This window comes from Albidovulum sediminis, from assembly GCF_025380365.1.
Lineage (GTDB): Bacteria > Pseudomonadota > Alphaproteobacteria > Rhodobacterales > Rhodobacteraceae > Albidovulum > Albidovulum sediminis.
In genome coordinates this window covers 2155739-2170888 of record NZ_JAOCQF010000001.1, presented here as the reverse complement: position 1 = coordinate 2170888, position 15150 = coordinate 2155739, and the positions used below count along the sequence as shown (strand labels likewise).

At 68.8% G+C, this 15150-nt stretch carries 12 protein-coding genes; 10 read left to right on the top strand and 2 right to left on the bottom strand.

All coding sequences use genetic code 11. The annotated features are described in order from the left end of the window. Window positions 1–3: 3 nt before the first annotated feature. From N5I32_RS10685 to N5I32_RS10655, 7 genes are all read left to right on the top strand, one after another. Window positions 4–681, top strand: a complete 678-nt coding sequence (locus tag N5I32_RS10685; RefSeq protein WP_261495595.1) for an adenylate kinase — start codon at window positions 4–6, stop codon at window positions 679–681. A 63-nt stretch (window positions 682–744) separates the two neighbouring features. After that, entirely contained in the window at window positions 745–1002 is a 258-nt protein-coding gene (locus tag N5I32_RS10680) for a DUF4212 domain-containing protein (protein ID WP_261495594.1), read from the top strand. A gap of 15 nt (window positions 1003–1017) precedes the next feature. Next, window positions 1018–2973 (top strand): sodium:solute symporter family protein, encoded by a 1956-nt coding sequence (locus tag N5I32_RS10675; protein WP_261495593.1) that lies wholly within the window; start codon window positions 1018–1020, stop codon window positions 2971–2973. 60 nt (window positions 2974–3033) lie between these two features. Further along, complete coding sequence (locus tag N5I32_RS10670) at window positions 3034–4860, top strand: DUF294 nucleotidyltransferase-like domain-containing protein (RefSeq protein ID WP_261495589.1); 1827 nt, start codon at window positions 3034–3036, stop codon at window positions 4858–4860. Between the two features lie 8 nt (window positions 4861–4868). After that, the gene (locus N5I32_RS10665; protein ID WP_261495588.1) at window positions 4869–5390 is read left to right on the top strand and encodes a hypothetical protein; all 522 of its coding nucleotides are present in this window, start codon (window positions 4869–4871) and stop codon (window positions 5388–5390) included. 1 nt (window position 5391) lies between these two features. Further along, complete coding sequence (locus N5I32_RS10660) at window positions 5392–5796, top strand: response regulator transcription factor (protein WP_261495587.1); 405 nt, start codon at window positions 5392–5394, stop codon at window positions 5794–5796. After that, window positions 5789–7843 carry an exonuclease domain-containing protein gene (locus N5I32_RS10655; RefSeq protein ID WP_261495586.1) on the top strand — a complete coding sequence of 685 codons (2055 nt, stop codon included), beginning with the start codon at window positions 5789–5791 and terminating at the stop codon, window positions 7841–7843. Before N5I32_RS10660 ends, N5I32_RS10655 begins: the two co-directional genes overlap by 8 nt. Window positions 7844–7870: 27 nt before the next feature. Here N5I32_RS10655 and truA read toward each other — a convergent pair whose 3' ends face one another. After that, window positions 7871–8638 (bottom strand): tRNA pseudouridine(38-40) synthase TruA, encoded by a 768-nt coding sequence (truA, locus tag N5I32_RS10650; RefSeq protein ID WP_261495585.1) that lies wholly within the window; start codon window positions 8636–8638, stop codon window positions 7871–7873. A 94-nt stretch (window positions 8639–8732) separates the two neighbouring features. On the opposite strand from truA, the gene N5I32_RS10645 reads away from it, so the two are divergent. The 3 genes from N5I32_RS10645 (at window position 8733) to N5I32_RS10635 (ending at window position 14069) form a co-directional block, all read left to right on the top strand. Continuing rightward, a complete protein-coding gene (locus N5I32_RS10645; RefSeq protein WP_439648186.1) occupies window positions 8733–10148 on the top strand; it encodes a YcjX family GTP-binding protein in 1416 nt (471 codons plus the stop codon). A gap of 58 nt (window positions 10149–10206) precedes the next feature. Next, window positions 10207–11202 (top strand): YcjF family protein, encoded by a 996-nt coding sequence (locus N5I32_RS10640; protein WP_261495584.1) that lies wholly within the window; start codon window positions 10207–10209, stop codon window positions 11200–11202. 71 nt (window positions 11203–11273) lie between these two features. Further along, window positions 11274–14069 carry a DUF2339 domain-containing protein gene (locus N5I32_RS10635; protein ID WP_261495583.1) on the top strand — a complete coding sequence of 932 codons (2796 nt, stop codon included), beginning with the start codon at window positions 11274–11276 and terminating at the stop codon, window positions 14067–14069. Window positions 14070–14546: 477 nt separating this feature from the next. Here the strand turns inward: N5I32_RS10635 and N5I32_RS10630 are convergent, their stop codons facing one another. Beyond that, window positions 14547–14951 carry a group III truncated hemoglobin gene (locus N5I32_RS10630; protein ID WP_261495582.1) on the bottom strand — a complete coding sequence of 135 codons (405 nt, stop codon included), beginning with the start codon at window positions 14949–14951 and terminating at the stop codon, window positions 14547–14549. Window positions 14952–15150 lie beyond the last annotated feature (199 nt).

Genomic DNA, 15150 nt, shown 5'->3' with positions numbered 1-15150 from the left:
GGAATGAGCGGCGCGAATGTTCCCGCCGTCCTGATCCTGCTCGGCCCCCCGGGGGCCGGCAAGGGCACGCAGGCGCGAATGCTCGAGGACCGGTTCGGCCTCGTGCAGTTGTCCACCGGCGATCTGCTGCGGGCCGCGGTCGCGGCCGGCACACCCGCGGGGCTTGCCGCGAAGACGGTGATGGAGGCGGGCGGCCTTGTCAGCGACGAGATCGTTCTTGCCATCCTGAAGGACCGCATGGCCGAGCCTGACACGGCGCGCGGCGTCATCCTCGACGGTTTTCCGCGCACGGCCGGACAGGCCGAGGCGCTCGACCGGCTTCTGGCCGAAGCTGGCGGACGTGTCACTGCGGCGATCAGCCTTGAGGTCGACGACGCGGCGATGGTGGGCCGGGTTTCGGGCCGCTACACCTGCGCCGGATGCGGCGAAGGCTACCACGACGAATTCAAGCTGCCCGCCACGGCGGGCACTTGCGACAAATGCGGCGGCACGGCGTTCAAGCGCCGCGCCGACGACAACGCCGAGACGGTGCGTGCGCGGCTTCAGGCCTACCACGCCCAGACGGCTCCGCTGATCGCGCACTACAGGGCGATGGGGGTGCTGGAGACAATCGACGCGATGGGTCCCATCGAGTCGATCGCCGAAGGGCTTGGCACCATCGTCGGGCGCGTCTCGGCGTAAGGGGAGGCCGGTTCCCCATCCCGGGGTGCCGGACGTGAACGAGGGAGTTCAGGGAGTAAGGAAATGGCGGACAAATCTTCGTCCAACGCCTACTGGGCAGCGAACGTGCGGGTGATCTTGATATCGCTTGCGATCTGGTTCTTCTGTTCGTTCGGCCTTGGCATCATTCTGCGGCCCGCGCTCAAGGGGATCCACGTCGGCGGCGCCGACCTCGGGTTCTGGATGGCGCAAAACGGATCCATCTACGTGTTCCTCGTGCTGATCTTCGCCTACGCGGCGAAGATGAACAAGCTCGACAAGGAATACGGGGTGGAAGAGTAAGGGAGAGCAGGGACAATGGATCAGTTTACCCTCAACCTGATCGTGGTGGGCGCGACCTTCGCCCTCTACATCGGGATCGCGATCTGGGCCCGCGCGGGTTCGACCGCGGAATTCTACGCCGCAGGCCGCGGCGTCAACCCGATCATGAACGGCATGGCGACGGGCGCGGACTGGATGTCGGCGGCCTCGTTCATCTCCATGGCGGGGATCATCGCGCTGTCGGGCGCGGGCGGCTACCAGCAGTCGGCCTTCCTGATGGGATGGACCGGCGGCTACGTGCTTCTTGCGCTTCTGCTTGCGCCCTACCTGCGCAAGTTCGGCAAGTTCACGGTGCCGGAGTTCATCGGTGACCGCTTCTATTCGGGCACCGCGCGGCTTGTCGCGGTCATCTGCCTCATCGTCATCTCGGTCACCTACGTTATCGGCCAGATGCGCGGTGTCGGCGTGACCTTCTCGCGCTTCCTCGAAGTGTCGACCGACATGGGCCTCTACATCGGCGCGGCGATCGTGTTCGCCTACGCGGTTCTCGGCGGCATGAAGGGCATCACCTACACCCAGGTGGCGCAGTATGTCGTGCTGATCATCGCCTACACCATCCCGGCGATCTTCATCTCGCTCCAGCTGACCGGCAGCTTCCTGCCCCAGCTCGGCCTGATCGGGGGTTATGCGCCGCAGGGTGGCGATGTCTCGATGCTGGCCAAGCTTGACCAGGTCGTGACCGAACTGGGCTTCACCGCCTACACCGCCGACTCGACGAACATGTTCAACATGGTGCTCTTTACCATGTCGCTCATGATCGGCACCGCCGGCCTGCCGCACGTGATCATCCGCTTCTTCACCGTTCCGAAGGTCGCCGACGCGCGCTCCTCGGCCGGCTGGGCGCTGGTGTTCATCGCGCTGCTCTACACCGTTGCTCCGGCCGTGGGCTCGATGGCGCGTCTCAACCTGACGACGACCTTCTGGCCCGGCGCTGCGACCGGCTCGGCGCTTTCGGCGCCCGCGCTGTCGCTGGCCGACATCGACGGCAAACCGGAACTTTCCTGGATCAACACCTGGAAGGCGACGGGGCTTCTGGACTTCGCCGACAAGAACGGCGACGGCATGATCCAGTACTTCAACGAACCCGCAGCCGTGACGGCGGCGAACAAGGCGCTGGCCGACGCGTCGAAGGCCCTGGCTGACGCCGCGGCCGATGCCGACAAGGCAGCACTCGAGGCGGCCGTGACCGAGGCGACCACCGCGCGCGACGCCGCGCTGGCCGAAGCGAAGCTGGGCGACAAGTCGCTGGCAGAGCTTGGCCTGGTCGGCAACGAGCTGACCAAGGTGGACAACGATATCATGGTTCTCGCGAACCCTGAAATCGCGGCTCTTCCGGGCTGGGTCGTGGCGCTTGTCGCCGCGGGCGGTCTGGCGGCGGCGCTCTCGACCGCTGCGGGCCTTCTGCTCGCCATCTCCTCGGCGGTGTCGCATGACCTGATCAAGGGTTCGATCAACCCGAACATCAGCGAAAAGGGCGAACTGCTGGCGGCCCGTATCTCGATGGGCTTCGCCATCGTGGTCGCCACCTACCTTGGCCTCAACCCGCCGGGCTTTGCGGCGCAGGTGGTGGCCCTGGCCTTCGGTCTTGCCGCGGCGACGATCTTCCCGGCTCTGATGATGGGCATCTTCTCGAAGCGCATCAACAAGCAGGGCGCGATCCTCGGCATGCTCGCCGGCCTGGTGTTCACCGCGGTCTACATCTTCCTCTACCTGGGCTGGTTCTTCATCCCCGGCACGAACGTGTATGCCAACACGGCCGCGAACCACTTCTTCGGCATCTCGCCGCTCTCGATCGGCACGGTCGGCGCGCTGGTCAACTTCGTGGTGGCCTACGTGGTCTCCTCGATGACCGCCGAACCGCCGGCAGAGGTTCAGGACCTGGTGGAATCGATCCGCATCCCGAAGGGTGCGGGCGCGGCCGCCCACCACTGAGCGACATCCTTCGGCGCGTCCCCGAAAGGGGGCGCGCCACCCCGTTTCGAGGAGGTTCGGTTGAGCGACAGCATTGACAAGATCGCCGCGTTCCTCGCAACCGTTCATCCCTACGACAGCCTGCCGCGGGACGAACTGGCGCGCGTCGCCGGTTCCTTCAGCCGCAGGGAAATGCCCGCGCGAACCGACGTCTATGTCTTCGGCGAGCCGCTGCCGGGCCTGTTCCTGATCGAGGATGGCGGGGTCGAGATCCTGGACCGCAACGGCGGCCTGGTTTCTCTTCTCGGCCCGCGCAACTCCTTCGGTGAACGCGGCCTGATGCGCGACGGACTGGCCGTGACCACCGCGCGAACGACCGAGGACAGCAGCCTTCTGCTCCTTCCGGCGGCAGAGTTGCGGCGCCTGACCGCCGGCTTCCCGGCCTTTGAACGCTTCTTCAACCGATCGCGCGGCAGCGAGGCGCGCGCCAATGACCTGAGCGCGCGCAAGGTCTCGGACCTGATGGCGCGCAAGCCCGTCGCTTGCCGGCCCGACACCCCGGTGGCCGAAGCGGCGCGGCAGATGCGCGAGGCCCATGTATCGAGCCTTGGGGTGACCGATGCGGAGGGGCGGCTTCTGGGCATCGTCACCACGCGCGACCTCTCGCACCGGGTTCTTGCCGAGGGGCGCGACGGTGCGGTTCCGGTGGCAGAAGTGATGACCGCCGATCCGGTGACACTGACGCCCGATGCGCTCGGGACCGACATCCTGCACCTGATGCTCGAACGTCGCATCGGGCACCTGCCCATCGTGCAGGGCGGCCGCTTCGCGGGCATGATCACCCAGACCGACCTGACGCGGTTCCAGGCGCTGTCCTCGGCCGTTCTCATCCGCGACCTGGCCGACGCGGCCAGCGTCGCGGACATGGCCGCGGTGACGGCGCGCATCCCCTCGCTTCTGGTCCAGCTTGTCGGCGGCAACAACGCCCACGAGGTCGTCACCCGGCTTGTGACCGACATCGCCGACGCGGTCACGCGCCGCCTTCTGGCGATGGCCGAGGCCGAACTTGGCGCACCGCCGGTGCCCTATCTCTGGCTTGCCTGCGGCAGCCAGGGCCGGCAGGAACAGACCGGCGTCAGCGACCAGGACAACTGCCTGATGATCGACGATGCCGTGACGGCGGACGACATGGCCTATTTCCGGGCACTTGCCGAGAGCGTCTCGAACGGGCTCAACGCCTGCGGCTATGTCTTCTGCCCTGGCGACATGATGGCGACCAATCCGCGCTGGTGCCAGCCGGTGCGCGTCTGGCGCGACTACTTCCGCGGCTGGATCGCCACGCCCAACCCCGAGGCGCAGATGCTGGCCTCGGTCATGTTCGATCTGCGCCCCATCGGCGGCGCCGCCAGCCTGTTCGGAGAGCTTCAGGCCGAGACGCTGGAGGCGGCTTCCCGCAACTCGATCTTCGTTGCGCACATGGTCTCGAACTCGCTCAAGCACACGCCGCCACTGGGGCTGCTCAGGGGGTTTGCGACCATTCGTTCGGGCGAGCATCGCAACCAGATCGACCTGAAGCACAACGGCGTTGTGCCGGTCGCGGACCTCGCCCGCGTCTACGCGCTGCAGGGGCGCCTTGCCGCGGTGAACACGCGTGCCCGCCTTCTGGCAGCGGCAGAGGCGGGGGTGATTTCCGCGTCGGGCGCGCGCGACCTGACCGAAGCCTACGACCTGATCGCGGAAACGCGCCTGTCCAACCAGGCGCGCAACATCCGGGCCGGCCGCAAGCCCGACAATTTTCTTGCCCCCTCAGACCTTTCGGACTTCGAACGCAGCCACCTGCGCGACGCCTTCGTCGTCGTGCGCACGATGCAGTCGGCGATCGGTCAGGGCAAGGGCATGCTGGGATAGGATGGACGATGGCCTACGATCTACTGGCAATGCTGGCGGCGGGGTTCGGGGTGGCGGGCGTGCTGCTCTTCCTCCGCTGGGTATCGCGCGGCCGTCTGCCCAAGTGGCTGGTGCCCGCCAGCGCGGGCGCGGCGATGATCGCGTTTTCGGTCTGGAACGAATACACGTGGTATCCACGCATCCGCGCGGCGCTGCCAGAAAGTGTCCGCATCGTGGCCGCGCCCGTTGACACCGTCCCCTACCAGCCCTGGACCTACATCTTCCCGCTGACGAAGCGCTTCGTGGCGGTCGATCTGGGGTCCGCCGTCCACTCGGAGACCGCGCCGGACCAATTCGTCGCGCCGGTCCTCGTCGTCGCCCGCTGGGGCCGGACGGAGCGGTTGCCGGTCGCTTTCGACTGCGCGGGCGGACGGCGGGCCGATGTGTTCCTCAACGCCGCGCCGGGCAGTGAAGGCCCGATCGAGGGCGCCGAATGGGTGACGCCGGGACCCGGCGACGAACTTCTGGCAGCGGCCTGCAACGGAGGGTGAGATGGCGGACAGCGCGGTGAAACCCCGGGTTCTGGTCGTCGAGGACGAAGACAACATCGCCATTGCGCTCGACTATCTGCTGACGCGGGAAGGCTATGCCCACGACCGCGTGGCCAACGGCGCCGACGCGATGCCCCGCATCCGCGCCGACCGGCCCGACGTCGTGCTTCTCGACGTGATGCTGCCAGAGGTGTCGGGCTACGAGATCTGTCAGGACATCCGCATGGATCCGGACCTGCGCGGCGTGAAGATCCTGATGATGACGGCGCGCGGTTCGGCGATGGAACGGCGCAAGGGACTTGCGCTTGGCGCCGACGGCTTCATCGCCAAGCCCTTCGAACTGAAGGAACTGCGCGAGGAACTCAAACGCCTGGTCGCGGGCGAGGCGGGGGCAGGCGATGCTTGAGAAACTGAGCCTCCGGCTCAGGATATTTCTCTTCTTCGCCCTGCTGGCGGCCACGGCGGTGGCCGCGATCGCTCTCGGCCTCTGGGTCGGCTTCGCACGGCTTGACGCGGCCGGGCCGGCCTCCGCGTTCATCGTGGCCGGGGCAATCGCGGGTTTCGCGGTGCTTGGCGCGACCGCCTGGGTCTGGTTCCTGTTCGACGAGAACGTGGCGCGCGCCATCGGGCGCATCGCCGGTGGCATGCGCGCCGAGGCCCACGCGGGCGGCGCGCTTCTGGATGAACGGGTGGCGCGCTATCTGGGCGACCTCGCCCCGGCCGCCGCCGCCGTGACCGAAACGCTGGCCGTGACGCGCAACGCGCTGGCAGAGGCGGTGCAGCGGGAAACGGTGCGGCTGGCCGACGAGAAGGCGCGGCTCGAAACCCTGCTTTCCGATGTGCCGGTGGGCGTGCTCCTCTGTTCCGCCGATCACCAGCTTGCCTTCTACAACGGCCAGGCCGTCGATCTGCTGGCGGCGGGCGCGGCACCCGGCCTTGACCGCAAGGTCTTCGCCTATCTGCGTGAGGGCCCGGTTCGCCAGGCCTTCGACCGTCTGGCCGCGACGGGCGATCCGGACGCGGCCTCCGACCTCCTTTGCGCCACGGTGAACGGGGCGCGCGTGCTGGCGGCGCGGATGCGCCTTGCCGCGGGGGGCGGCTATGTGCTGACCCTGCGCGATGTCACCGGCGACCTCGCGGCCCATGCCGCGCGGGAACGCCTTCTGGCCGAGGTCTTCGACCGCATCCGCCGGCCCGCGGCCAATCTCCACACCGCCGTCGGCGTGATCGCCGAAGCGGGCGAGGCGCCCGAGGTGTCGGCGGCGATGATGCACGAGGTGGCCGCGCTTGTCCGCGCCATCAACGATCTGGCGGCGCGGTATGATGCCGAGCGCGCGGGGTGGTGGCCCTTGCCCCTTGTCCGTGCGGCCGACCTGGCCGATTCCCTGCGCGCCCGGGCCGAGGCCGCGGGGCTGGCGGTCTCGGCCGATGTCGCCGACCTGATCCTGCGCTGCGACGGGTTCGAGATCGTCGCGCTTGTCGCCGGGCTGGCCGAGGCGGCGGCGGAACGAACCGGGGCGCGATCCTTCGATCTGGTCCTGGCCGAGGATGGCGCCGGTGCGGTTCTCGACCTGGTCTGGCAGGGCGGGCCGGTTCCGGTCGGCCTGCTCGAAGCGTGGCTCGCCCGGCCCATCGATTCCGCGGCTCCTGGCGTGACCGGCCGCACAGTGCTTGACACCCACGCGACCGAATGCTGGCCGGAACGGCGCCCCGGCGGCCGGGCCGCGATCCGCCTGCCCTTGCGCGACGCCCGCCGGGCGGCGCGACGGCCCGCACCGATCGCGCGCAGCGTGGTCTACGACTTCGACCTGATGACAAAGGCACGCAGCGCCGCCGTGATGGAGGCCGAGCTTTCCGACCTGACTTACGTCGTCTTCGACACCGAGACCACGGGCCTGCTGCCCAGCCAGGGCGATGAGATCGTCCAACTCGCCGCGGTGCGCATCGTCAATGGACGCCGGGTCGAGCGCGAGGTGCTGGACCTGCTGGTGAACCCCGGCCGCTCGATCCCGCCCCGCGCGACCGAGGTGCATGGCATTACCGAGGCGATGGTGGCCGACGCCCCCGCGATTGCAGAGGTCGGCCGGCGTTTCCACGACTTCGCCGAAGGTGCGGTGCTGATCGCTCACAATGCCCCCTTCGACATGGAATTCCTGCGTCGGCATGAGGCCGCAATCGGCGCGCGCTTCGATCACCCAATCCTCGATACGGTGCTGCTGTCCGCCGTCGTCTTCGGGCAGGGGGAAACCCACAGCCTGGACGCGTTGACACATCGGTTGGGCATCACCATTCCGGAAGAGGCCCGCCACACCGCCATCGGCGACACATTGGCAACGGCGGATGCATTCCTCAAGCTCCTGCCGATGCTTCGGGCACGCGGCATCCGCACCTTCGGCGACTTGCTGGCGGAAGTCAGGAAGCACGGGCGGTTGCTGAAGGACCTGAACGCCTGACCGGGCACCATTGCGCTGCGCTGCGTTTCAGCCGAAGGGGTCCTGCGGATAGCCGACGCCGGTCAGATAAAGGCCCTGCGGCGGGCTCACCGGCCCGCAACGGGCGCGGTCGCGGGCCTGAAGCGCGGCGCGCACCTCGTCCGGGTGCCAGCTGCCCGCGCCCACCCGTTCAAGCGTGCCGACGATGGAGCGGACCTGGTTGTGCAGGAAGCTGCGGGCGCGCAGGTGAAAGCGGTACTCCCGCCCATGCGGGATCGCGCGCGCCTCAATGGTGATTTCGTCGAGCGTCTTTACCGGGCTCTTCGCCTGGCAAAGGGCTGCGCGGAAGGTGGTGAAGTCGTGCCGCCCGACCAGATGCGCTGCCGCTTCGCGCATCGCCTCAAGGTCGAGCGGGCCGCGCACCTGCCAGACAAGACCGGCGTCATGCGTCACCGGCGCCCGCCGCTCGATCAGCCGAAACAGATAGCGCCGCTCGGTCGCCGAAAAGCGCGCGTGGAAATCGTCATCGACGCGCGCCGCGGTCAGGATCGCGACCGGCGCGGGCCGCAGATGGTGGTTCAGCGCCTCCATCAGGCGGAACGGGTCCCAGTCGCGTGCGAGGTCGGCGTGGGCGACCTGGCCGGTTGCGTGGACGCCCGCATCGGTGCGTCCCGCCGCGACGATGGAGGGCACGTCGGCTTCGAGCCGCGCCAGCGCCGCCTCGACCGCGGCTTGTACCGACGGCTGGCCGGCCTGTCGCTGCCAGCCCGCGAACGGGCCGCCGTGGTACTCGATCTTCAGCGCGAAACGGGGCATGGCCCGACCTAGCGCGGCGGCCCGCCGTTGGCAACGCCCCTACCGCTGGCGCGAACCCGCGTCTATGTTGGGACTGTCGGGAAAAGGAGCCGCTGTGGGTATCGGCGCTTTCGTGGATGATCTGGCCGCCCGGGCCGAAGCCCTGGGTCAGGGGCTGACGGCGGGGCGTGGCGCGCGCACCGTCCGCCTTGGCGTCACGGGCCTGTCGAGGGCCGGCAAGACCGTCTTCATCACCGCGCTGGTGGCGAACCTGCTTGACCGCGGCCGGATGCCGGGGCTGCGCGCGGCGGCCGAGGGGCGCGTCCTTGCCGCCTTCCTCCAGCCGCAGCCGGACGATACCGTGCCGCGTTTCGACTACGAAAGCCATCTGGCCGCGCTGACCGGCCCGGACCCCCACTGGCCCGAGGGCACCCGTGCCATCAGCGAACTGCGCCTGTCGCTGCGGGTGGCGCCGTCGGGGCTTCTGGCTGCGTTGAGTGGCGAACGGCGGGTCAACATCGACATCGTCGACTATCCGGGCGAGTGGCTTCTTGACCTGGCGCTCATGGAGGTCGATTTCGCCGACTGGTCGAAAGAGGTGCTGGCACGCATCGCGCCGCGAGCGGAGGCCGCGGGATACCGGCAGGCGCTGGCGGACTTCGATCCCGCCGCGCCCTTCGCGGAGCCTGCGGCAAGGGACCTCGCCCGCAGCTACGCGCATTACCTCGCGGCGGCAAAGGCGTCGGGCTATTCCGACTGCGCGCCGGGCCGATTTCTCCTGCCGGGAGAGCTTGAGGGCTCGCCCGTCCTGACATTCGCCCCGCTGCCCCGTCCCGACGCCGCCCCGCGCGGGTCGATGTGGCACGAGATGTCGCGCCGGTTCGAGGCCTACAAGGCCAAGGTCGTGCGCCCCTTCTTCCGCGACCATTTCGCGAAGATCGACCGGCAGATCGTCCTCGTTGACGTGCTGGGCGCGATCCACTCCGGCCCGCGCGCGGTCGAGGATCTGCGCGGCGCGATGGAGGGCGTGCTCCGGGCCTTCCGCCCCGGCAGGCCCGGCTGGCTTGCGGCGCTGATCGGGGGGCGGCGGGTCGAACGCATCCTCTTCGCCGCGACCAAGGCCGACCATCTGCACCATTCGCAGCACGCGCCCCTGACCCGTTTCCTGTCGGGGCTGCTGCGGTCGGCGCGCGACCGGGCCGATTTCGCCGGCGCCGACACTGCCGCGATGGCGATCGCCGCGCTGCGTGCCACGGTGGAGGAAACCCATCAGCGCGGCGGCGAGGCCGTGGACTGCGTGCGCGGCCGGCTTCTCGACAGCGGGCGAGAGGCGGCACTTTTCCCCGGCGAACTGCCCGACAGCCCCGCCGCCATGCTGGCAGAGGCGCATGACGGGGCCGAACGCTGGCTGGACGCCGATTATGCCGTCATGGCCTTCGCCCCGGCGCGATTGGTCCTGCGCCCGGGTGAAGGGCCGCCGCATATCCGGCTTGACCGCGCGGCCGAATTCCTGATCGGGGATCTTCTGTGATGCGGGTGATCGCGTACCCGTCCGGGTTGTTCCCTGCGTCAATGGGGGGGACACCGACATGAAACGACCCGTCCTGATCGAACAGGAAGCCCCCGCCGCGCTGGACCCGGCGTCCGCACCGCCGGTGCCCGACGATCCCGCCGAAGGCCGGGCGATGGTGCGGGCGATGGCCGTCGCCGGTGGCCGGGCCTCGGCAACCGGCCGCTTCCTTCTGGCCACCGCCTCGGCGCTGGTCCTCTTCATGGCCTCGGTCGCGGCCTGGCGCTTTGTCGAGGGGCTTCTGGCTGCGAACCCGGTGCTGGGCTGGATCGCAACGCTGCTGATCGGCGCGTTCGTCCTGGCCCTGGTGCTGGCCGCGCTGAGGGAGCTTTCGGCCTACCTTCGGTTGGCGCGGATCGACCGTCTCTCGCGCGCGGTCGATGCGGCCATCGCGACGGCGGATCTGCGGGCCGCGCAGTCCGTCGTTACCCGGATCGAGGCGCTCTATTCCGGGCGCGAGGACGCTGCCTGGGGGCTGGCGCGGCTGAAGGAGCGCGCGCCCGACATCCTCGATGCCGATACGCTTCTGGGCCTGGCCGAGACGGAGTTGCTTGGTCCCCTCGATCAGGCCGCGCGGACCGAGATCGAGGCGTCGGCCCGGCAGGTCGCGGCCGTCACCGCCATCGTGCCGCTGGCACTTGCGGATGTCGCCGCGGCGCTGTTCGCCAATCTGCGCATGATCCGGCGCATCGCCGAGATCTACGGCGGACGCACCGGCGCCTTCGGTGGCTGGCGGCTCTTGCGGCGTGTGCTGGGGCATCTGGTGGCCACTGGCGCCGTCGCGGTCGGCGATGACCTTGTGCAGTCGGTCGCGGGTGGCGGCATCCTGGCCAAGCTGTCGCGCCGCTTCGGCGAAGGCGTCATCAACGGCGCGCTCACCGCCCGCGTCGGGGTCGCGGCGATGGAGCTGTGCCGGCCGATGCCGTTTCGCGTCTTGCCGAAGCCGCGCATCACCAATCTGGTCAGCCGCGGGCTGGCCGGTCTTTTCGGCGGTTCGGGCACCGAAAAATCCTGACTTCCCCGAGCCTCCGTTTCCGCTATCAATAGGCTGACAGCCCAACAAGCCGGCGCGCGGGGAGGGACGGGATGGATATCGAGATCGCCTTGGGTCTGATCGCGATCGGGCTGGTGCTTGGAATTCCGGTTTCGATTGTCGTCCTCTTCGTGTCCGTCTCCGGCCTGAGGCGGCGCCTGGAATCGCTCGAGGCGCGTCTGCTCGAGATGCAGCGCGACAGGGCGGCGCCACGCCGGGCCGAAGTGCCGCCGCGCGCGGCAGAGGCCGCACCGCCCCCCGCGACGGCCGAGCCGAAGCCGGGCTTCGTGACCGCCGAGCCCGAACCCGAACCCGCCCCCGCCGCAGCGGACGCCACGGTTGCGACACCAACAGACGCCGGACCCGAAACCCTCGCCGGGCCGTGGTCGGAGCCAAGGGATGCCGATGCCCTGGCGGGGCTTGTCCGCCTCCGGCCGGGAGAGGTCGGCCCACAGCGCGTCTCGCCTCTGGGCAACTGGATCGTGGCGAACTGGGTCTACGTCGTCTCGGCGCTGTCGTTGTCCCTCGCCGGCGTCTTCTTCGTGCAGTACGGCATCGAGAAGGGGCTGCTGCCGCCGGCCGCCCGTGTCACTGGTGCGATCCTCTTCGGCCTTGCGCTGATTGCGGGGGGCGAATGGGTGCGCCGCCGCTGGGGCGACAGCGTGGGCGACGTCACGGCCTACGTGCCTTCGACCCTGGCGGGTGCAGGGCTGGTCTCGATCTTCGCGGGCATCCTGGCGGCGCGACAGCTCTATGACCTGATCGGTGCCGAGACAGCCTTCGCGGGGCTGCTGCTGACGGCCGCCCTCGCCGTCGTCCTCGGCTGGTTTCACGGCCCCTTCCTGGCAGCCGTGGGTCTGGTCGGCGCGGCCGCCGCGCCCTTCCTTGTCGGCGGGGAAAGCGAAACGCCCTACTGGCTTTACGGCTACTACGCGATCCTCTCCGCGATCGGGCTGACGGTGGACACGATCCGCCGCTGGGCCTGGGTTTCGGTGCTGGCGGTGGTGCTCGGCTACGGCGGAAGCTGGCTGGTCCTTGCAGGCACCGGAGGGGCGGGTTGGGCGGCCCTGACCTTCGTTGCCCTTGCAGGGCTGGCCATCTGCATTCCCGCCCGTGCGTTCCTGCCCGACCATCAGGGCATGATGATCTCGCAACTGGTGTCGAAGTCGCCGGGCTGGCCGATCTTTCCCACCCTTCTTGCCGCGGGCGCCGTCATCGTCTCGACCCTGTGGCTGGTGCTGCTCGACACGCAGAACGACGCGGAAAGCAGCCTGGCGCTCCTGTGCCTTGCGGCCCTCGCGCTGGCGCTCATCTTCTGGGCCGAGGGTGCGCCGGCGCTTTCGGACCTGGCCGCGGTGCCGGCGGCTGGCTTCCTGATCCGACTCGGGTTCGAGGGGCTGGACCGCTGGCCGCTCGCCGCCGACTACACCTCGCGCGCCATCGTCCTGCGCGAGCCGGAAACCTCCGCGCCCATGACCGCAGCCTTCATCCTGGCCATGGCGACGGCTATCACCCTGGCGGCGGCGCGGGCAAGCGGCGGCACCGGCCCATGGCGCGCAGCCTGGGCGGCCGGTGCGGCGCTTGTCGCCCCCCTCGCCGCGCTAGTGCTGGAACTGTTCTGGGCACCGTCGGCGGTTCTGGGCGCCTACCCTTGGGCGCTGCATGTGATCGCGCTGGCGGCCCTCATGGCGGCGATGGCTTTGCGTTTCGCCGCCGCGGACGGGGAGGACAGGCGCCGCGCCGCCTATGCCACGCTGTCCACGCTGTCGCTGATTGCGCTGGCGCTGTTCCTGATCCTGACCAAGGGGGCGCTGACGCTTGCGCTCGGCGTGCTGATCGTCACCGCCGCAGCACTTGACCGCCGCTTCCGCCTGCCCGAGATGGGCTGGTTCATCCAGGCCGCTGCGTTGGTCCTGTCCTGGCGGCTGGTCATTGACCCGGGGCTGGACTGGGCCGTGGATCGCGGCGCGCTGTGGGAGGTTCTGGCCGCCTACGCGGGCGCGGTCGCCGCCGCCGGGGCGGCGCTGCAGCTTCTGCGCGATCTCGACCGGAAGACGGCAAAGGTCTTTCTGGAAAGCGCCTTCGCGGGCTATGCCGCGCTTTTCGCCAACGTCCTGATCCTGCGCTGGCTGACGCGCGAGGGCGCGGATGACGCCTATCTGCTGTCCCACTGGGGGCTGACGCTGAACGCGCTTCCCTGGCTGATCACCATGCTGGCGCAGTTGCACCGCGTCCAGCTGGGCGGCGCCCTGCGCTGGCTGCGCTGGGCCATCGCGGTGGTCGCGGGGCTTCTGGCCGCGGGCGGGCTCGCCTACGCGACGCTCGTCGCGAACCCGCTCTCCGGATTGATGGGCGGGGCCAGCAATGACGTTCTCGGCCCGCCGATCCTCGACACGCTCTTCCTCGCCTATGGCGTGCCGGGCCTCTTGCTGCTTCTGGCGCTCACGCGGCTCGGGCACCTGGCAAGGGACCTGCGTCTGCCGCTTGGCGCCGCCGGGGTCGCCCTTGTCGCGCTTTATGCGGGGCTCGAAATCCGCCGGCTCTGGCAGGGCCGCGACCTGAGCGTTCCGGGCGTCCTGCAGGGAGAGCTTTACAGCTATACGCTGGCCCTGATGGCGGTCGGCGCGGGGCTGCTTTACCAGTCGCTGGCCAGGCGTTCGGCCACCCTGCGCCGCGGCGCCATGGTGGTGATCGGACTAACCATCGCCAAGGTGTTCCTGATCGACATCTCGGGGCTGACCGGCCTGACCCGCGTGTTCTCGCTTCTGGCGCTCGGCCTCGCGCTGATCGGGCTGGGCCTGCTGAACCGCTGGGTCGCGCAGCGGCAGGCCGGGGATGCCGGCGAATAGCCGGTCAGGCAGTTCCCGACGGCCGCGGGTAGAATTGAAGCGCTGAAGTGGCTGACGGCTAGTTGGCGCGCACAACTGCAAGATTTGCTTCGCGCGGCAGGCCAGACTTTCGCCGCATTTCCACGGCATGGTGATTCCAAGCAGATCGAAAAGGTTAGACAATGAATAAAAAGACAACGCGCAAAGGCGCGCCGGCGCAGCGAATGCGGGAGACCGATGAAGATAGCCTTTCCGATGGCAGCTATGCAGTCTGTCTCCACTGCAAGAACCCATTCCCAATCTTCGCGGGTGTGGTCACGTCAGAGGCTGCTATCTGTGACGTGTGCAACGGCGATTGAGCATTTCTCAATAAAGAATTCTCAATAGACACTGGCTGAGTGCGCGAGGCGAGCTGGGATTGCTGTTGCGGGCGCGGTATCGTGCAGCTAAATGTGGCGGGTAGGGGCTTGGACCTTACAGGCCCTCCGCGAGAAAGTATTAGCGCAGCTTCGGCACGCCGTCGCCGAATTTCTGCGCCTCGACCACGCCGTAGCGCAGGCCCTGTCCGATGCGGTGGGCTAGGGCCGACCAAGCAGCTGCGGTTTCCGGTTTCAGGTTCCGCCTCAGCACGCTGTCGAACAGGCCCAGCCAGGGGTCGAACATGCCGGGCCGGACATTCCCCGCCGCCTTGTGAACGGCCAGCGGATTGCCGTCATAGCCCTTCTCAAAAAGGATCGCGTTGCGCCAGAAGGCCATGATCTTCGCCTCGTGCGCGGGCCAGTCCTTGACGTGGACGGCGAAGACCGGGCCAAGGCCGGGATGTTCCCGGATCGCCGCGTAGAATTCGGTCACGACCGTCTCGATCTCTTCCGGCGTGATCTCGAAGCGGGGCGGGATGGGCATCGGCTTTCCTTTCGCCCCTTTCCTGCGCCCGAAAGCGGTGGCGATGCAAGGGACGCTTTGCCGCGCCCCTTTACCATCGGAACCGGCCTTCGTATAAGCCCCGGCCATGAGGCGCATATCCGCGATCATCATTCGAATTAGCTGCCCGGCGCGCTGAGCCTTCAGTCGCCGGGACAAGGCGTATGACCGATCGCGCCGC

Bases quoted from the DNA above. Each gene is read 5' to 3' on its own strand.
- N5I32_RS10685 (WP_261495595.1), top strand. From the start codon at position 4: ATGAGCGGCGCGAATGTTCCCGCCGTCCTGATCCTGCTCGGCCCCCCG.
- N5I32_RS10680 (WP_261495594.1), top strand. From the start codon at position 745: ATGGCGGACAAATCTTCGTCCAACGCCTACTGGGCAGCGAACGTGCGG.
- N5I32_RS10675 (WP_261495593.1), top strand. From the start codon at position 1,018: ATGGATCAGTTTACCCTCAACCTGATCGTGGTGGGCGCGACCTTCGCC.
- N5I32_RS10665 (WP_261495588.1), top strand. From the start codon at position 4,869: ATGGCCTACGATCTACTGGCAATGCTGGCGGCGGGGTTCGGGGTGGCG.
- N5I32_RS10660 (WP_261495587.1), top strand. From the start codon at position 5,392: ATGGCGGACAGCGCGGTGAAACCCCGGGTTCTGGTCGTCGAGGACGAA.
- N5I32_RS10655 (WP_261495586.1), top strand. From the start codon at position 5,789: ATGCTTGAGAAACTGAGCCTCCGGCTCAGGATATTTCTCTTCTTCGCC.
- truA (WP_261495585.1), bottom strand. From the start codon at position 8,638: ATGCCCCGTTTCGCGCTGAAGATCGAGTACCACGGCGGCCCGTTCGCG.
- N5I32_RS10640 (WP_261495584.1), top strand. From the start codon at position 10,207: ATGAAACGACCCGTCCTGATCGAACAGGAAGCCCCCGCCGCGCTGGAC.
- N5I32_RS10635 (WP_261495583.1), top strand. From the start codon at position 11,274: ATGGATATCGAGATCGCCTTGGGTCTGATCGCGATCGGGCTGGTGCTT.
- N5I32_RS10630 (WP_261495582.1), bottom strand. From the start codon at position 14,951: ATGCCCATCCCGCCCCGCTTCGAGATCACGCCGGAAGAGATCGAGACG.